Below are 19189 nucleotides of genomic sequence, written 5' to 3'. Positions count from 1 at the left end.
ATTGTATAATTTATGATGGAAGGATGTTTAGTTCATGATCAATCATATATGTGATCCTGTCTAAAGCATGGTTCAGAAAACTTTGATCACCCATGGTTTTTGAAAGCAGTATTCCGCCTTCAATCAGCATAATAAACGTTGAGGCATATTGCCCGGCATTAATTTTTTCACTGATCTCTTTATTCTTTTGTCCCTGACGGATAACTGATGAAACTTTGTCCATCCATAGCTCAAAAGAATTTTTAACCTGTTTTTTCAGGGCAGGAAAAGAATCATCCGCTTCTGTTGCTGCGTTCATGAGAGGGCAGCCTCCGTTTGAAAAAACAGCCGGCCAGTTTTTTCTGTAAAAATCAACAAAAGCGTGAAGTTTATCCAGAGAAGTAGAAAATTCATCTCCGAAAGATCGGCTGAGGGTTCTGCTCAGTAATCCTGCATTATATTTATAAACTTCTATGGCGACTTCATCTTTGTTTTCAAAGTTTCCGTAAATGCTGCCCTTCGTAAGCCCGGTTGCTTGTGTGATGTCTGAAAGCGATGTGGAAATATAACCCTTTGTATTAAAAAGAGTCGCTGTTTTCTCAATGATATGCTGTTTTGTTTTTTCTGCTTTTGACATTGAAGTTGTTTATAATGATGCAAATATACAAAAACATACCAATTGGTATATTTTGTTTTAAAATTAAATCTGAGTAGAATTTTACACTCAGATTTAATGATCTTTTACCTTTATTTTACTGCTCTAAAGTAGCATTTAAAGTGATTTCAAAATTGAAGGCAGCACTTACAGGGCATCCTTCTTCAGCTATTTTTGCAAATTTCTGGAATTCTTCTTCTGAAATCCCCGGAACTTTTGCGGTTAAGGTCAGCTCAGACTTTGTGATTTTTCCAATGTTGGGATCAAGAGTGATAACAGAAGTTGTTTTCAGCTCTTCCGGATTGTAGCCTGCCTGTGAAAGTTCTGCATCCAGTTTCATGGTGAAACATCCAGCGTGTGCAGCTGCCAGCAGCTCTTCAGGGTTGGTTCCCACACCATCCGCAAAACGGCTGTTGAAAGAATATTGAGTCTGGTTTAAAGTTGTACTCTGAGTAGTTAAATGTCCCTTACCTTCTTTAATGGTACCGTTCCAAACGGCTGTTGCGTTACGTCTCATAATGTTTGTTTTTTATTTTTAATATTGCTTGATTTTGATGTTACAAAGATAGATCAGTTAAGAAGCAGATTCAATAGATAAAAAGACTTAAATATTGTACTTTTTTCCCGACGAGTAATTTTTCTTAAAATTTGCAGGAGTGCTTCCGGTTTTTCCTGTGAAAAGCCGGTTGAAATAAGCCGGATCTTCATAACCGAGGTCATAGGCAATTTCCTTTACAGGTTTATCGGTATAAAATAGCAGCCTTTTGGCTTCCAGTAAAATTCTGTTGATGATAAATTGGTTCGGAGAATCAAGATTCAGATTTTTAAACTTGTGGGTTAATGTCTTCGGAGCCAGATGAAGCAGGGCTGCATAATCTGCCACATTGTGTTTTTCTCTGAAATGAATTTCCAGATGGCGGCTGAAATCTCTGAATATATCTAGCTCACTGCCGGGAATTTTTATTACATCATTATCCAGATTTTCTTTTTTCCATTTTCTGGTTGCCCGGATGATGATCTGTTTTACATACGTTCTTATCATTTCTTCTGCAGAAGAATCATTCCACTCAAGTTCATCCTGAATGTTCTGAAAGAGATTCTTCATCAGTAATACTTCGGAATCATCAAGTTCTACAAAAGGAATTTCAAATACATTATGAAAGAGAAGTCCGTCACAGGCTACCTCTTTATCATGGATCTGGATGCAGTAAAAATAACGGTTATAATGAAGAAATATAGACTCGTCTTTTCCATTTTTTATCTGCAGATGCTGGCCGGTAAGGAAAAGCAGGGAAGGTTTTTTGACCTGATAATGATTAAAATCTACCATAAGCTCATACCCTGAAGGAATAAAAAATACTTTAATATCCGTTTTAAACTGATTGCTGTTGAAATGTTCCAGGTTTTCTTCTGAAAAGAATTTCAGCCCAAGTCTTTTATACTGATCTTCAAAAATAAGGGATTGCGGCATATTTTAACTTTAGTTTAAAGATACAAAAAACACTTCAGGAATCTACTTTTGTTCTGATTTGCATATAAAATTCAGAATAAAAAAACATAAAATATGTTTTTACATTGATATTATTTTATCAATTTTACAAATATTTGTACTGCTAACTCTATTATTAACCCTTTTTCCAAAACTGCCTGCATGAGCGAATTAGAAAATATTCTCAGAGAAATAACTCCACTATCTCCTGAAGACAGTTTTCTGGTATTTGACAGAATCAAAGCCTCATTTGATTTTCCTTACCACTATCATCCTGAAATTGAAATAAATTTTATCTACAAAGGCAAAGGGTACCGGAGAATGATTGGGGACCATACCGGTGAAATAGGGAATATAGAACTGGTGCTGGTAGGGCCGAACCTGCCTCATTGCTGGGCCAATTACAGATGCAAAAACAGGAAGACCCACGAGATTACGGTTCAGTTTAATCAGGATTTCTTTAACCAGTCTTTAATGGAGAAAAATATCCTGAAACCCATCAATAATCTGATGAAAGATTCTATCCGGGGAATTCTTTTCTCTGCAGAAACTGCTGAAAAACTGAAAGATTCGTTTCTGAATTTATCTAAAATGAACAGTTTTGAGTCTTTCATAGAAATTATGAAGATTTTGAATGAGCTGGCCACTGCAGAGGATAAAACTCTTCTGTCATCCTACAGCATAGAGCTTGAAACCTTTGCTGATAACGATAAAATGAAACGCATCCATGATTTTGTGCATAAGAATTTTGAAAACAAGATCACCCTGGATAAAGTGGCTTCACTGGTCAATATGAGCAATGTGACCTTTAATCGGTTTATTAAAAAAAGAACAGGGAAAACATTTATCAATTATTTGAATGAGATCAGGATCAGCTATGCAGCCCGTTGGCTGATGGAAAAAAATCTTACCGTTTTTGAAATTGCCTTTGAAGCAGGTTTCAACAATATTGCGAATTTTAATAAGGTCTTTAAATCAATCAAAAAAACAACGCCAACTGAATTCAGAGAACAGTTTAAAGGTGTGAAAAAGATTGAATAATAGTGACCGGAAATTCATTTTTTTAAATATTTTATTGATCTTATTTTAAAATAAATCCACTTTTTTTAATTATTGGATAGGGAGCGTATTTTATTGATAAATAGTGTGTTATTTACTTTTGTTTTTGATCGCTGAAAAAATAATATCGTTTTATGATAAAATAGTATTATATCAGACTGGTTACAAAATTTAGATTTGTCAATGTGAATTAAATCTTAACAAAACTTTAAATAATTTAATACATAAACAGCAAAATTTTGCTGAAAAAACAATAATCTCTGTGTATTGAAAATATGAAGTAATGTCATTGATTCTCAATTAAATCTAACGAATCTAAACCTTATGAGAAAAGCAGTTATACCCGTTCTGTTCGTTTTTTCACTTTCTGCTACCGCACAGGAACAAAAATCGGCTGACACTACGAAGACAACCAACATTCAGGAGGTCGTAGTCACCTCTTTGGGGATCAAAAGGCAGGCACGCTCCCTTACGTATTCCAGTCAGCAGATTGGCGGCGATGAGCTTACAGAAGTGAAAACTCCCAATCTTTTAAATTCAATCAATGGAAAAGTTTCCAATGTACAGGTTAACAGAACCAATGGTGTAGGGAGTTCCGTAAGGGTGATAATGAGAGGAGATAAATCTGTAAACACTACACAACCACTATATGTAATTGATGGAATTCCTATTATCAATGGAACCGGAAAGTCAGCAGATATCGGACAGTATTCCAATATGCCGGATCCCGGAGACGTACTGAGTTCCATCAATCCTGATGATATTGAAAGCATCAATTTTCTGAAAGGAGCCTCTGCGTCAGCATTATATGGTTCTGCCGGAGGGAACGGAGCTATTTTGATTACTACCAGAAAAGGACGTGCAGGAAAGAGTATGATCACTTATAGTAGCAGTCTTACAGTGGAAAGAGCTTATAGTCTTCCAAAGCTTCAGCACAGTTATTTGTCCTATGATCCAGCTGTTGCTGGTCAGCAGCCGGGACAGTCAACAGAAAGCTGGGGTGCAAAAGGAGAATCTAAGGATTACCTTAAAGATTTTCTGCAGACAGGAACAACGTGGGTCAACAGTCTTTCATTCCAGTCTGGAAACGAAAGATCAACCAATTATTTTTCTATTGGAAATACAACCAATAAAGGAGTTGTTCCTATAAGCTATTTTGATCAGTATAATATATCTTTCAGAAATTCAAGTAAGTTTCTGGATGATAAACTGACGTTGGATGCCAATTTTATCGGTTCATTACAGGAAAGCAAGAACAGACAGACACCGGGAGCTTCTTTTTCTCCTTTAACAAGTTTGTACTGGCTGCCTAGAGGGGTTGATTTTGATCAATATGGACCAAATAATTATTCTTATTTAAATAAAGAAAGATTTTTACCTGCACAAAACTGGTGGGAAGTTAACCCGGATGGAAGTTTCAAAGGAAACCCGGTAACCCAGAACCCTTACTGGATTCTCAACAGAAACCCTGTTACAGTAGCCAATAAAAATGCATATGGAGCCGTTGCGCTTTCCTATCAGATCAATCCGTGGTTATCTGCAAGAGTAAGAGGGAATTATAGCTGGAATATTTCAGATAGCCAGCGTGATATTGCTGCTTTTTCAGCGCCTAGTTTATTGGCTGTGAATGAGGGGATTAACGGACGGATTCTAAAAAACACCTATGAGAACTCTTCTACCTATGGTGATGTGTTGCTTATTGGTAGTCCTAAAATAAATGAGTCCATCTCCTTAGATTTTACAGTGGGAGCAAGTACCAACACGACAAGAAACAAAATAACACAGATAGATAATGCTTATTTGGTAATCCCTAACCTTTTCACCTTAAACAACCTTACATGGGGGTTAAAAAGGGCTCCAGGAGACGGATATCATAATATCTATACCAACATGAAAAAACAGGTACAGTCTGTTTTTGCGAGTGCTTCCATAGGCTACAAAAATATGTTTTATGTAGATATGACCTTCAGAAACGACTGGGATTCCAGTTTAGCTTTAACAGGGAGAACAGGATTTGATTACGAATCTGTAGGGGCTAATGCTATATTGTCTTCTGTTTTCAAACTTCCGGAAGTCATTAATTTCTGGAAAGTAAGGGGATCTTATGCAACGGTCGGATTGGGGTTGCCCACCAATATCTCCAATGCAATGATTGAATACAATAAAGGATATACCTATGGAGTAGATGCAGGAACACTTGTATTTCCAAGAAGCTCTTTTATTACAGATCCTACGCAGAAAGATTTATTTCCAAAACCTGAATTTAACAAAACGTTTGAGGCGGGTACTGAGCTGAGGATGTTGGATAATAGATTAAGTTTTGATATTACTTACTACAATTCCAATACAAGTAATCAACTGTTGGAGACAAAGATAGATTCCTATTTTGGAGGATTAAAGCCGGGATGGTACTACATCAATGCAGGAAAAATCCGTAATACAGGTTTTGAATCTTCACTATCTTATAAAGTTTTCAATTCAGAAAAATTCGGCTGGACCACTACAGTGAATGCATCGGCCAATAAGAATAAAATTGTTGAATTATTTCCTTCAAGTCTGCCTATTCCGGAAGAAACATTTTTCTCACTGGCCGGAGGGGGAGAGTACACCAAGCTGAAGCTGGGAGGCTCTTTCGGAGATCTTTATGGAATTAAATTTAAGAGAGATGACCAGGGACGCATTCTGGTAAATGATAAAGGAGTCCCATTGGCAGAAAGCATCCCTACTTATCTGGGTAACCCGAACCCTAAATTTATCCTGGGATTCAATAACTCCTTTAATATTGGTAAGCTGGGAATTTCTTTCCTTATTGATGGAAAATTTGGAGGGAAAGTTCTTTCTCTTACAGAAAAAGCCAATGATTTGTATGGGGTAAGCCAGGCTACTGCCGATGCCAGAGATGCCGGAGGAGTATCTGTTCCCAATGCGGTATATGCACCGGGAACTCCAAATGCCGGACAGGCTTATACCGGTCTGACGAATGCAAAAGATTATTATAAAACCGTAGGAACTACAGAAGGATATGGAAAAGGAATTGATGAAGCATATCTGTATAGTGCTACAACAGTACGTTTACGCCAGGCCTCCATTTCATATACCTTTGATATCAATTCAAAATATATGAGAAATGCAACGGTAAGTTTAGTGGGAACCAATTTATTCTTCTTCTACAAAAAAGCACCGTTTGATCCGGAACAGGTATCAGGAAATACACCTGGAGGGGTAGGAGTAGATTCATTTGGACTTCCGGTTACCCGATCCATCGGATTATCATTAAAAGCGAACTTCTAACTTTTACAATTACTAAAAATGAAAATCAATCATATTAAAACATTTGTGTTCAGTGTTGCAGTACTGTTTTCTGCCTCAGGATGTACCGATGACTTCGAAGAATACAATCAGCAAAAAGCAGGGGGGCCTGAAAATTTTTATGCAGATTTTATTGCCGTTGTTGACCCTATGAAATCCATTCAAAGAGGGTTGCAGTCAGATTATCAGCTATATCCTAACCTTAGCGCCGATATGTATAGCGGTATGTTTAGTACAGCGACACCATTCAATGGAGGGGTAAATAACCTTACGTATTCTATGATGGACGGATGGAATAACAGAATCATTGCCAGACAGCAGGATATTTTCAATTATTCCATTATCATTGACAATGCCGCTACAAATATCTATAAAGGAGTAGATTTTACAGGAACACTGGCTGTTAAAAAGGTCCTGAAAGTCATTACGGCAGCAAGAGTTTCAGACAGTCACGGGCCTGTAGTCTACAGCAAATATGAAAAGCCGAATCCTAACGGGACTACTGATTTTGACTCTCAACAGGATGCTTATAATTATTTTATCACCGATCTCAGCTCAGCTATTGCTGATTTACAGAAAGTGATTGCCACTTCTGCAACACAGAGCGTAGAAGACAAAACAGCTTTGAAAAAAGCAGATTTAGTATATGGGGGAAATATGGCTCAATGGGCAAAGCTGGCCAATTCTCTGAAGTTGAGACTAGCTATGAGAATGAGCTATGCTGATCCTGCAAAATCAAAACAATACGCAGAAGAAGCATTAGCATCATCCGCAGGATTGATTACCGATAATGCAGACAATGCTTTGCTCAGTGTAGGGCAGTCTGAATTGAGCTTTATCATTTACTCATGGGGAGACTGTTTAATTGGAGCTCCATTGATGGCTTATATGAACGGATATAATGATCCAAGACTTCCCGCTTATGCCATTCCTGCCAATGATGCTGACGTACAGGGAAAATATATTGGAGTACGTCAGGGGATTGATCTGTTAAATGGTAAATCAACCTATGGAGCTTTTTCACAACCGCAGGCAAAGTCAGCAACCGGTGATTACTTCTCCGGAACTGATGGTAAAATGAAACTTTTCACTGCTGCAGAAACCTGGTTCCTGAAAGCAGAGGCTGCCTTAAGAGGATATACCGGAGCAGGTGATATTCAAACCAACTACACAACGGGAGTTCAGCAGTCTTTCGGCGAATGGGGAAAAAGTGCTAATGTTGGTGCTTATCTGGCTGATACCACTTCTACAGAAGCACCTTATGTTGATCCTAAAAATGCAGCGAATAACATACCTGTTGGAGACCCTCAGCTAAGTACCATCACCATTGCATGGAACAACAGCGATACCAATGAGAGAAAATTAGAAAGAATCATTACTCAGAAATGGCTTTCTCTTTATCCGAATGGGCCGGAAGCCTGGGCCGAACAGAGAAGAACCGGTTATCCTGTTCTATTCAAAATAAGAAAGAATGACAGTGGTGGTGCCATCAGTACAGAAGCAATGATCAGAAGAATTCCATTTACTATTGATACCAAAACTTCTTTGTACAATTACCAACAGGCAGTACAGACGCTTAACGGTCCTGACACCGGAGGAACCAGATTATGGTGGGATAAAAAATAACAGTCAGATCATTTAACAATACAGGGGCATCTCAAAAAGTCAGATTGTATCTGATTCATTCAGGCAGGAGGGTAACGTAGGCTCTCTGATAAATTTATAGTTTCGTTTTAGCCGGAATGAAATTTTGAGATGTTCTCTTTTTCTTTAGAATCTTATTTTTAAATATGGGAAACAACAACTCCGGAGTACGTCGGATTCAGCCAATTCTTTGGATATCTACATTATATTTTGCAATGGGAGTTCCCTTTGTAACCATTAATGCAGTTTCCGGAATCATGTATAAAGATATGGGTGTTTCGGATTCGCAGATTACCTTCTGGACGGCCTTTATTATGTTCTCCTGGACTTTAAAACCTCTTTGGAGCCCTTTCCTGGAGATCTATAAAACGAAAAAGTTCTTTGTTGTTTTTACCCAGTTTGCCATAGGAATTCTGTTTGCTTTAATTGCATTAAGTCTGCCTTTGCACGACTTTTTCAAATACAGTATTGCACTTTTTGCCGTAGTGGCATTTTGCGGAGCCACCCATGATGTGGTGGCAGACGGAACGTATATTGGGCTTCTTTCCAATAAAGAACAGGCGAGATATATCGGCTGGCAGGGAGCTTTTTACAATCTGGCGAAGATCATAAGCAGCGGTGCACTCGTTTATTTTGCAGGAGTTTTAGAAAAAACAAAAGGAGTTACCCATGCCTGGATGATCATTATGGTGATCTATGCTTTATTGTTTTTTGCTTTGGCAGTTTATCATTATCTCATCCTTCCGAAAGAAGAGATAGATGAGGTCCCGAAACAGGAAAAAACAGCTGGAAACGTCCGTAAAGAACTGTTGGAGGTTATCACTTCTTTCTTTACGAAAAAAAGCATTCTCTGGTCAGTCCTGTTTATTATATTATACCGTTTTGCAGAAGGCTTCGCTATAAAAATAGCACCATTATTTTTTAAAGCACCAAGAACTTCGGGAGGGTTAGGTCTATCAACATCCGATATCGGGCTTATCTATGGAACCTACGGATCAGCAGCATTTATTCTGGGATCTGTGCTGGCAGGATATTTTATCTCAGCCAGAGGGTTAAAAAAATCACTGATATGGTTGTGTTGTGCCTTCAATATCCCGTTTGTGGTCTATGCATTACTGGCCAATTATCAGCCGGTTGATCTTTTACCTGTAGGAATTGCTGTAGTGGTAGAGTATTTTGGATATGGATTTGGTTTTGTAGGCCTGATGCTGTACATGATGCAGCAAATTGCTCCCGGAAAACACAAAACAGCCCATTATGCATTTGCGACAGGAATTATGAACCTGGGAGTGATGATTCCCGGAATGTTCAGCGGAATGATCAGTGACTGGGTAGGATATAAAATATTCTTTGTCTGGGTACTGATTGCTACAATTCCAGCATTTCTCGTGACCTTATTCGTTCCTTTCCCTTATTCAGAAAATAAAGAAGAATATAATTAAACAGACTCTAAACCTATCAGGTTTAAATCTTAATAAAACAACTAAATAAAAATAAAAAGTAAAAACTACTTTATGACAGCTCAATCAGTAATGATCCCTTGGCAGGATCGCCCGGAAGGTTGCAATGATATTATGTGGAGGTTTTCGGAAAACCCGATCATTAACAGATATGCGATACCTACATCCAACAGTATATTCAACAGTGCGGTGATCCCCTTTGAAGATGGCTTCGCAGGAGTATTCCGTTGTGATAATAAAGCCGTGCAGATGAATATTTTTGCCGGTTTCAGTAAAGACGGAATCAATTGGGATATCAATCATGATCCTATTGAAATGAAGGCAGGAAATACCGATATGATCGAATCTGATTATAAATACGACCCACGTGTTACCTTTATAGAAGACCGCTACTGGATTACATGGTGCAACGGTTACAACGGACCTACCATCGGAATTGGATATACTTTTGACTTTAAAGAATTTTTCCAGTGCGAAAATGCATTTCTTCCATTTAACAGAAACGGAGTCCTTTTCCCTGAAAAAATCAATGGTAAATATGCCATGTTGAGCCGTCCGAGTGACAACGGACATACGCCTTTCGGTGATATTTATATCAGCTACAGCCCTGATATGAAGTATTGGGGTGAGCACCGTTGTGTAATGAAAGTAACCCCTTTTGAAGACAGTGCATGGCAGTGTACCAAGATCGGAGGCGGTCCCGTTCCCATTAAAACGGAAGAAGGATGGCTGCTTTTCTATCATGGAGTAATCAATACCTGCAGAGGATTCAGGTATTCTATGGGAGCTGCTTTGCTGGACCTTGAAGATCCTACAAAAGTATTGTACAGAACGAAACCTTATCTGCTGGCCCCGGCTGAGTTGTATGAGCTTACAGGTGATGTTCCGAATGTGGTTTTCCCGTGTGCAGCACTTACGGAAGGAGATAAAGTAACGGTATATTACGGAGCTGCCGATACTGTAGTGGCGATTGCCTTCGGGTATATCTCAGAAATTATTGATTTTATGAAAAAAAATTCAATCTAAATAATGATAAAGTCTTTTGAAAATATGATCATCAGCTTAATTCCCTTTATTATTGGGATCTTTGTAATGGTTTTCCTATTTTTAAACCAACTTTTAAATTAAAAAAATCCTGATACCTCTTATCATGAAAAAAGAACTGTTAATCTGCTTTTTTACCACCCTGATGTCTGTAGCCAGTGCCCAGCAAAATAAAAACGATGTTTTATCCTGGGTAGACCCTTTCATAGGCACAGGAGGACACGGGCATACATTTCCGGGTGCCACTACGCCGTTTGGAATGATTCAGCTAAGCCCGGATCAGAATACGAAAAGCGGTGACTGGGACTGGTGCTCCGGTTACCATTACAGCAGCAAAACGATCATGGGTTTCAGTCACAATCACCTTAGCGGAACAGGTTGGGCAGATCTTGGAGATATTCTGGTAATGCCAACGGTAGGCCAGGTAAAAATGGTTCCTGGGCAGGAAGATAAGCCGGAAACAGGGTATCGTTCAACATTCAGTCATGATAAGGAAACAGCATCGCCGGGATATTATTCGGTAATGCTTGACAGCTATGGAGTTAAGGCGGAGCTTACTGCCTCCCCGAGAGTAGGATTCCATAAATATACGTTCCCGAAAACTGACGAAGCCAATATCATTATTGATCCTACGAATAAGATCTTCGGAAATATTTATCACACTCTGGTAAGCATAGAAGGAAACAATAAGATAAAGGGCTATTGCTATAGCAACGGCTGGGGCGGAAAACGCTTTGCCTATTTCGTCATGGAGTTTTCCAAGCCATTTAAATCCTATGGGGTTTATGCCGAAGGAAAAATCAAAAACAACGAAAAAATTGCGTTGGCCAAAGACGCAAAAGCCTTTGTGAGATTTGCAACGGAAGCCAATGAAAGTGTTGAGGTAAAAGTGTCTTTATCTCCGGTAAGCACAGAAAATGCACAGGAAAACTTCGATACAGAAGCTAAAAATGTAGAATTTGCCAAAGCAAGGGAAGCTGCACAAAAAACATGGAGAGACCTTATCGGAAGATTTCAGGTAACGGGAGGTACGGATAACCAGAGAAAGATTTTCTATACAGGAGTATACCATACCTTCATCGCCCCTAATCTTTATATGGATGTGAACGGTGATTATGTAGCGGCTCAGGAAAATATGAATACCAAATGGTTTACCAACTACAGTACCTATTCGTATTGGGATGGTTTCAGGGCAACGCACCCGCTATTGACGATTATGGATCAGAAGCATACGAAGGAATTCGCTAACTCTCTGATCAGCAGATATACAGATCGTAAAGATCATATGCCGATCTGGGAGCTTTGCGGATATGATAATTTTTGTATGCTGGGCTATCACAGTGCTTCAGTAATCTGGGATGCCATTTCCAAGGGAGTTCCGGGTATTGATGCTGAAAAAGCATTTGCTGCCATGAAAGATGCTTCTTTAACAGATAAAATGAGCAGCAGTGATGGTGGCGGAGGTCTTAATGATTATATTAAATTAGGCTATACTCCATCAGAAAACGGAGCTTCTGTTTCTGCTACATTAGAATATTCATATGATGACTGGTGTATCCAGCAGCTTGCCGAGAAATTAGGAAAGAAAGAAGAAGCAGAAGTATATAAAAAACGTTCCATGAGCTTCCTGAATACTTTCAACAAAGAAAACAATCACTTCTGGCCAAGACAGAAAGACGGAAAATTCTTAGCAGATTTCCCTCTTAATGACTGGAAAAAGCTACAGCCACACTGGGTTTCCGGAAATATCTGGGCCTATGATTTCTTTGTTCCGCATCAGATTGATGAAATGATGAATCTGTACGGAGGGAAAAAAGGATTTGAAGAAAAACTGGATAAAACCTTTACAGAAGCGCTTCATATGGAAGGAGAGCAGCATGTAGATATCTCAGGATTCATCGGATCTTTAGGATTCGGAGATGAACCGGGACATCATGTTCCGTACCTGTACAATTATGCAGGAAGTCCTTACAAGACTCAGAAAATGGTAAAATATATCAGAGACAACATGTATGCTGCAAAGCCTGATGGAATCGTGAATAACGAAGACTGCGGTCAAATGTCGGCATGGTATATTTTCTCATCATTAGGATTCTATCCTGTGACACCGGGGAAACCTGTTTATGCCATCGGAGCACCACAATTCCCGAAAGCTTCTTTAAAACTTGAGAACGGAAAAACATTTACGGTGATTGCAGACAAAATTTCTGACAAGAATATCTACGTACAGAAAATGTTCCTGAACGGAAAAGAATATAAAAGCTGGGAGCTGAACCACAGCGATATCATGAACGGTGGTGAATTGAGATTCGTAATGGGAAGCAAACCAATAAAATAAGACTAATAAAAATAAACGAAACAAAGTATCAATGGAAAGGAGAAATTTTATTAAAACAAGTGCACTGGCAGGAGCCGGATTGCTGTTTACTCAGAATGTTTTTGCTAAAAATTTAGTGCTGGACGATTTTCCTATTGTCCGTGTTCCTAAAGATAAAAGACATTTTACCAGCGAATCCGTGGAAGGTGCCATAGCAGCTTTTAAGAAGAAAGTAAATAATAAAGAACTGTCCTGGCTCTTTGAAAACTGCTTCCCGAATACATTGGATACTACTGTTTACTATACGGAAACCGGCGGAACACCGGATACCTATGTAATCACTGGGGATATTGATGCCATGTGGCTTCGTGACAGTTCCGCACAGGTTTTCCCTTATCTGCAGTTCTCTAAAAAAGATGAAAAACTGCATAAGCTGATCTCAGGAGTAATCCATAAACAGACTACTTTCATCCTGAAAGATCCTTACGCCAATGCTTTCTATAACGACGATCAGAAGATCAGTAAATGGAAAGAATATGACCATACCGATATGAAACCGGGAACCCATGAAAGAAAGTGGGAAATTGATTCGCTTTGTTACCCAATTCGTCTTGCATATCATTTCTGGAAAACAACCGGAGATACCAAACCTTTTGATGCCAACTGGCTGAAAGGAATTAAACTTACCCTGCAGACCTTTACAGAACAGCAGAGAAAACATGATCTGGGGCCTTATAAATTTGAGCGTACAACGGCTTGGGCTACAGACGGTGTTCCTATGGGAGGATACGGTTATCCAACGAAACCTGTAGGCCTTATCAGCTCTATGTTCCGTCCGAGTGATGATGCTACTATCTATGGATTCCTGATTCCATCTAACTTATTTGCTGTGATAAGCTTACGTCAGGCTGCGGAAATGGTTTCACAAATTAAAAATGAAAAAACGTTGGCTCAGCAACTGAACAGCCTTGCAGATGAGGTAGATGCAGCCATCAAAAAATACGGAATTTACAATCATCCTGAATTTGGAAAAATATATGCTTTTGAAGTGAATGGTTTCGGAAGCTACAACCTGATGGATGATGCGAACTGTCCAAGTTTGCTAGGATTGCCTTATCTGGATGCGGTGAAAGCTGATGACCCTGTGTATTTGAATACAAGAAAATTCGTGTGGTCAGAAAACAATCCGTTCTTCTTCAAAGGTAAGCTGGCAGAAGGAATAGGAGGTCCGCATATCGGACTTGATATGATCTGGCCAATGAGTATCATAATGAAGGCACTCACTACCAAAGACAAAAGTGAGATCAGATGGTGTATAGATACCTTACAGAAAACGCACGGCGGGACAGGCTTTATGCATGAGTCCTTCCATAAAGACAACGACAAAAAGTTCACCAGAGAATGGTTTGCATGGGCGAATACGTTATTCGGTGAATTGTTATGGAAAACCTTTAACGAAAATCCTGAGCTACTGACATAGCCCTCCCTTTTATATCGCTTATTCATCTGAAATTCCTTCCCAAAAAAGAAGGTATCAGGGATTGCTATATAAAATTGAAACACCAAAAACACCTTAAAAAAATTATACAATGAAAAAAAAATCCATCTTTACCGCACTGATTGCCATGATGCTTCAGTCTGGTTCTCTGATTAACGCACAGCAGCTTAATCCTACAGGAATTTGCTATGTGGAAGTGAATAACAACAACCTCCTGAATGCAGGAGCGTACAAACTGCAGACATCGAACAGTTACCTGTTTAATGTGGTGAATATTTTTGCTGCCAATATTAATTATGATACCAGCCGTGGAAGAGCGTATCTGTATTCCAATAACAACGTGACCAAGGTTCTTACCAATGCAGATACTTATATAAAACCTCTTCAGCAAAAAGGTATGAAAGTAGTGCTGACTATTCTGGGAAACCACCAGGGAGCGGGAATCTGTAATTTTCCTACCCGTGAAGCGGCAAGAGATTTTGCACAACAGCTTGCCAATACAGTGAATACCTACGGTCTGGATGGAATTGATTTTGATGATGAATACTCAGAATACGGAAAGAATGGTACCGGGCAGCCAAATGACAGCTCTTTTGTCATGCTTGTGCAGGAACTGAAGGCATTGTTACCGGATAAGATCATATCATTCTACTATTATGGCCCGGCAGCTTCAAGGCTTTCCTGGAACGGATCCAGAGTTGGAGATTATGTCAACTACAGCTGGAACGCCATGTACGGAACATTCTCTGCACCGAATGTACCTCCTCTTACCAAAGCACAAATCTCTCCCGCAGCCGTATGGATGGGAAATACTTCCAATTCTACCACAACAAGTTTAGCCACTCAAACTAAAAACGGAGGATATGGAGTCTTCATGTGGTATGATCTGCATGGAACTAATGAGACAGCACAACTTTCAGCAGGAACTCAGACATTATACGGAGAGCCAACTGTTTTAAGCGGTACTTTACAATCATGGACACAAGGAACCAACTGTGATGCTCCTATCGGATTGTACACAAGCAACCTTACAGGAACAAGTGCAAAACTGAACTGGTCAGCCGTAGGTACAAACACTTATGATATTGATTATAAACCAGCCTCTTCAACAACCTGGACGAATGCGGTGTCTGCAACAAGTTCTACTTCTGTAACCATCTCCGGATTAACAGCCAACACCGAATATGATTGGAGAATAAGAACCAATTGCAGTGTGAAAAGCGCCTATATGTTTGCCCCAAGATTTACAAGCACTTCAGGAACAACGCCTACAGGTTCTTATGCTTTGTCTCTGGATGGAAGCACAGAATCAGGAGCAGCCGGAAGTATGAATTTAAGCGGTTCTGCTTTGTCTTTTGAAGGATGGATCAAACCTTCGTCATTTAAATCGGCGTCTCCATATATTTCTTCTATCATGGGAACGGAGGTAAGTGACAGCAATTCTGCATTCTTAAGATTGGGAGATGCTGGTCTTGCGAATAATAAACTTCAGTTTGTGGTAAGTATTAATAACGTTCAGCAAAAACTGGCTTCTGCAACTGCTTTGAATGCCAATACCTGGTATCATGTAGCAGCTACTTATGATGGATCCAATATGAAAATTTACATCAATGGAGTTCTGGATGCAACCAAAACACAAACCGGAAGTGTGAATTCAACAGGTGCATTCAACATAGGATATTTATATAATACATCCAGAAATTTCAATGGTAAAGTAGATGAGGTAAGAGTCTGGAAACGAGCTTTAAGCCAGACGGAGATCAGCCAGAATATGTGTAATGTATCAGTTCCGGCAACTTCACTGGCTGCTTACTGGAAATTTAATGAAGGAAGCGGTTCATCTGTTCAGGATACTTCAGGAAACGGAGTGACTTTGACTTTAACCGGAGTTGAAGCTTCCAATTGGGGAACAGATGTGCCATGTACCACAGGTGCTTCCAGACTATCAGGAAGCAGTACGGCTCAGAAGGCTATCAGTTCAGCGGAAGTCAATGGTAAGAATCAGATAAAAATGTATCCGAATCCTGCCAGTAAGTCTTCATCACTGACGGTTTCTGTTCCGGAAGGATACAGCAGAGGAAAATTAACGGTTTATGATTTTAACGGAAGAATGGTAGACAGCCAGATCATGAAAGCCGGAAATTATCAGTATAACGTATCTGCACTTTCATCCGGAAGCTATATCGTTCAGTTTGAATCTCAGGACGGAAGTCTGAAACACACAGAGAAATTAATTGTAAAATAATCCATTCATCACCGGGTTTCGGCCCGGTGGTTTTTCCATTGATAAAAATAAATATATATGAAAAAAAAATCCTTTTTTATTCCCTTCATCGCTCTGATGCTTCAGGGAACCCCGTTGTTCAAAGCCCAACAGCTTAACCCTTTAGGGGTCTGCTATGTGGAAGTAAATAACAATAATATGCTGAATGCAGGGTCTTATACTCTGCAAAATACCAACAGGCAGCTTTTTGACGTTGCGATCATCTTTGCCGCCAATATCAATTATGATGTTTCCAAAAGCAGAGCTTATATTTCAAGCAATAATAACGTTACCAAGGTTCTCAATGATGTCAATACCTATGTAAAGCCTTTACAGCAGAAAGGAATCAAAGTATTGCTAGACATTCTGGGAAATCATCAGGGAGCCGGGATTTCCAATTTCCCTAATCGTGAAGCGGCTAAAGATTTCGCCTTGCAGGTGGCTCACACTGTTTACACCTACGGACTGGATGGAGTGGACCTTGATGATGAATACGCAGGATACGGAAATAACGGAACGGGGCAGCCGAACAACAGTTCTTTTGTTATGCTTCTGCAGGAGCTTAAAGCTGCAATGCCTGATAAACTGATTACCTTCTATTATTATGGTCCGGCAACAACAAGACAGAGCTATAATGGAGATCAGGCCGGAAATTATATTGACTACAGCTGGAATGCGATGTACGGAACATACAATGCTCCAAGTGTTCCGCCACTTACCAAAACAAAACTTTCTGCTGCGGCAACCTGGATACAGAACAGTAATTCAGGGTCAACTTCCGCCTCTACACTGTCCAGCCTGGCTACAAGTACCAAAAATGACGGATATGGCGTATTCATGTGGTATGATCTTGGCGGAACAGACGTAGCGAGCTACCTTAGTACAGGATCGAATATTCTTTATAATGAAAATACACTCCTAAGCGGGCAATTATATTCATGGTCTCAAGGGCAGACCTGTGATCCGCCGCTTGGCCTTGAAGTTTCTAATGTAACAGGAACTTCTGCTAAGCTGAACTGGGCTTCCAACGCATCCCAGACCTACAATATCGATTACAAACCTGCCAGTGCAACGACATGGACGAACGTAGCAAGTAACTATTCCGGAAGTAATATTGTGGTAAATAATCTTACCATGAATACAGATTATGACTGGAGAATACAGTCCAACTGTTCCCCTACACTGACAAGCACCTACTTATTTGCACCGAGATTTAATTCAGGAAACGGATGTTCAACCCCTTCAGGACTTATCTCAGGAAGCTACCTTGGAAATTCCGCACAGCTATCATGGGATGCAGGAACAGCAACTTCTTATACACTGCAGTACAAAACAACAGCTGCCACTACCTGGAATGAAATACAGAATATTACAACCAATACCTATTCGCTTCAGAACCTGACCCCCAATACCAATTATGTATGGAAAATACAGGCGGCATGTACAGGAGGAACCACAAGCACCTATTCGGGAGAAGGAGCATTTAACAGCGGTTTTGCACCTGTTACCAGTCCTGGCCCAAGGTCTTTGTCTTTCAACGGAAGTACGCAATACCTGAATGCAGGGCAGTTTAACCTCACTGGAAATGCTCTTACATTTGAAGGATGGGTGAAAGTGAATGCATTCAAATCAGGATTTCCTTATATTTCATCGGTTATCGGTATTGAAGTGGGAGATAATAATTCTGCGATTCTCAGATTCGGAGATGGGAACCTGGCAAACAATAAACTACAGTTTACGCTGAGCTTCGGATCTTCTCAGGTGAAGCTTAACACCAATACGGCATTCAACCCGAATACCTGGTATCATGTGGCGGCAACTTACGACGGAGCTGCAATGAAGCTGTATGTGAACGGAAGCCTTGATGCCAGTATTCCGGCTACCGGAGACTTTACGGCAAATGGTATACTTTATCTGGCAAGAAACTATGATAATTCCCGTACCCTTAATGGCTCTCTGGATGAGTTCAGAGTATGGAAAAGAGCATTGACTGCACAGGAAATCCTGGATAATAAATGTAATGTAACACCCAATGCTGCTAACCTTGAAGCCAACTGGAAAATGGATGAAGGAAGCGGTATCGGAGCCCTGGATGCTACCCCTAACACCCATGCTGCAACACTGGTCAATATGACGGATACCAACTGGAAGACAGAAGTGCCTTGCCCTGCTTCTCTATCGGTAAAAGATACAGAACTTGTAAGAGAGAACCATGTTTACCCTAACCCGGTTAAGAGAGGGAATGACATTTATTTCAGAATTGATGATCGCTCAGCAAATGAAATTTCATTGTACGATGCATCAGGGAAGTTATCCAAAAAACAGAATATTAATAAAAATAATAACGTAGTGAATACACAGGATTTAACCAGTGGTACTTATCTTTACAAAATTACAGCAGAAGGTAATAAGATCATATCATCCGGAAAAATTATTGTGAAATAAATCTATAACATCAAGATTTGATCTGAA

General features: G+C 39.7%; 12 protein-coding genes. 9 read left to right on the top strand and 3 right to left on the bottom strand.

Annotation, left to right across the window (positions count from 1 at the left end; all coding sequences use genetic code 11):
- Positions 1 to 10: 10 nt before the first annotated feature.
- The 3 genes from ACTJJF_RS12470 to ACTJJF_RS12460 form a co-directional block, all read right to left on the bottom strand.
- The gene (locus tag ACTJJF_RS12470) at positions 11 to 616 is read right to left on the bottom strand and encodes a TetR/AcrR family transcriptional regulator (protein WP_312297131.1); all 606 of its coding nucleotides are present in this window, start codon (positions 614 to 616) and stop codon (positions 11 to 13) included.
- Between the two features lie 115 nt (positions 617 to 731).
- Positions 732 to 1151 (bottom strand): OsmC family protein, encoded by a 420-nt coding sequence (locus tag ACTJJF_RS12465; protein ID WP_077413428.1) that lies wholly within the window; start codon positions 1149 to 1151, stop codon positions 732 to 734.
- 87 nt (positions 1152 to 1238) lie between these two features.
- Positions 1239 to 2105, bottom strand: coding sequence for a helix-turn-helix domain-containing protein (locus ACTJJF_RS12460; RefSeq protein ID WP_440699853.1), 867 nt, complete (start codon positions 2103 to 2105; stop codon positions 1239 to 1241).
- A gap of 180 nt (positions 2106 to 2285) precedes the next feature.
- On the opposite strand from ACTJJF_RS12460, the gene ACTJJF_RS12455 reads away from it, so the two are divergent.
- The 9 genes from ACTJJF_RS12455 to ACTJJF_RS12415 all read left to right on the top strand — a co-directional run bounded on the left by ACTJJF_RS12455 (position 2286) and on the right by ACTJJF_RS12415 (position 19162).
- Positions 2286 to 3164, top strand: a complete 879-nt coding sequence (locus ACTJJF_RS12455; RefSeq protein WP_312297123.1) for an AraC family transcriptional regulator — start codon at positions 2286 to 2288, stop codon at positions 3162 to 3164.
- 342 nt (positions 3165 to 3506) lie between these two features.
- Positions 3507 to 6473 (top strand): SusC/RagA family TonB-linked outer membrane protein, encoded by a 2967-nt coding sequence (locus ACTJJF_RS12450; RefSeq protein ID WP_440699852.1) that lies wholly within the window; start codon positions 3507 to 3509, stop codon positions 6471 to 6473.
- A gap of 18 nt (positions 6474 to 6491) precedes the next feature.
- The gene (locus tag ACTJJF_RS12445) at positions 6492 to 8117 is read left to right on the top strand and encodes a SusD/RagB family nutrient-binding outer membrane lipoprotein (RefSeq protein WP_312297119.1); all 1626 of its coding nucleotides are present in this window, start codon (positions 6492 to 6494) and stop codon (positions 8115 to 8117) included.
- A 164-nt stretch (positions 8118 to 8281) separates the two neighbouring features.
- Positions 8282 to 9577, top strand: coding sequence for an MFS transporter (locus tag ACTJJF_RS12440; RefSeq protein ID WP_440699851.1), 1296 nt, complete (start codon positions 8282 to 8284; stop codon positions 9575 to 9577).
- 72 nt (positions 9578 to 9649) lie between these two features.
- Positions 9650 to 10621, top strand: coding sequence for a glycoside hydrolase family 130 protein (locus ACTJJF_RS12435; protein WP_312297115.1), 972 nt, complete (start codon positions 9650 to 9652; stop codon positions 10619 to 10621).
- A gap of 124 nt (positions 10622 to 10745) precedes the next feature.
- Positions 10746 to 12977: a GH92 family glycosyl hydrolase gene (locus ACTJJF_RS12430; RefSeq protein ID WP_440699850.1), complete on the top strand. Its 2232-nt coding sequence runs from the start codon at positions 10746 to 10748 to the stop codon at positions 12975 to 12977.
- Positions 12978 to 13008: 31 nt separating this feature from the next.
- Positions 13009 to 14436 carry a glycoside hydrolase family 125 protein gene (locus ACTJJF_RS12425; RefSeq protein ID WP_440699849.1) on the top strand — a complete coding sequence of 476 codons (1428 nt, stop codon included), beginning with the start codon at positions 13009 to 13011 and terminating at the stop codon, positions 14434 to 14436.
- Between the two features lie 109 nt (positions 14437 to 14545).
- Complete coding sequence (locus ACTJJF_RS12420; protein WP_440699848.1) at positions 14546 to 16699, top strand: endo-beta-N-acetylglucosaminidase H; 2154 nt, start codon at positions 14546 to 14548, stop codon at positions 16697 to 16699.
- 57 nt (positions 16700 to 16756) lie between these two features.
- Complete coding sequence (locus tag ACTJJF_RS12415) at positions 16757 to 19162, top strand: endo-beta-N-acetylglucosaminidase H (protein ID WP_440699847.1); 2406 nt, start codon at positions 16757 to 16759, stop codon at positions 19160 to 19162.
- Positions 19163 to 19189 lie beyond the last annotated feature (27 nt).

This window comes from Chryseobacterium sp. 22458 (genome assembly GCF_052044975.1).
In the GTDB taxonomy this organism is placed as follows: domain Bacteria; phylum Bacteroidota; class Bacteroidia; order Flavobacteriales; family Weeksellaceae; genus Chryseobacterium.
Note: the sequence above shows the minus strand (reverse complement) of the source record. Positions and strands in the feature narration are given on the sequence as shown.

Coding starts and splice junctions, on each gene's coding strand:
- ACTJJF_RS12450 (WP_440699852.1), top strand. CDS start 3,507: ATGAGAAAAGCAGTTATACCCGTTCTGTTCGTTTTTTCACTTTCTGCT.
- ACTJJF_RS12455 (WP_312297123.1), top strand. CDS start 2,286: ATGAGCGAATTAGAAAATATTCTCAGAGAAATAACTCCACTATCTCCT.
- ACTJJF_RS12415 (WP_440699847.1), top strand. CDS start 16,757: ATGAAAAAAAAATCCTTTTTTATTCCCTTCATCGCTCTGATGCTTCAG.
- ACTJJF_RS12445 (WP_312297119.1), top strand. CDS start 6,492: ATGAAAATCAATCATATTAAAACATTTGTGTTCAGTGTTGCAGTACTG.
- ACTJJF_RS12460 (WP_440699853.1), bottom strand. CDS start 2,105: ATGCCGCAATCCCTTATTTTTGAAGATCAGTATAAAAGACTTGGGCTG.
- ACTJJF_RS12425 (WP_440699849.1), top strand. CDS start 13,009: ATGGAAAGGAGAAATTTTATTAAAACAAGTGCACTGGCAGGAGCCGGA.
- ACTJJF_RS12465 (WP_077413428.1), bottom strand. CDS start 1,151: ATGAGACGTAACGCAACAGCCGTTTGGAACGGTACCATTAAAGAAGGT.
- ACTJJF_RS12430 (WP_440699850.1), top strand. CDS start 10,746: ATGAAAAAAGAACTGTTAATCTGCTTTTTTACCACCCTGATGTCTGTA.
- ACTJJF_RS12420 (WP_440699848.1), top strand. CDS start 14,546: ATGAAAAAAAAATCCATCTTTACCGCACTGATTGCCATGATGCTTCAG.
- ACTJJF_RS12440 (WP_440699851.1), top strand. CDS start 8,282: ATGGGAAACAACAACTCCGGAGTACGTCGGATTCAGCCAATTCTTTGG.
- ACTJJF_RS12470 (WP_312297131.1), bottom strand. CDS start 616: ATGTCAAAAGCAGAAAAAACAAAACAGCATATCATTGAGAAAACAGCG.
- ACTJJF_RS12435 (WP_312297115.1), top strand. CDS start 9,650: ATGACAGCTCAATCAGTAATGATCCCTTGGCAGGATCGCCCGGAAGGT.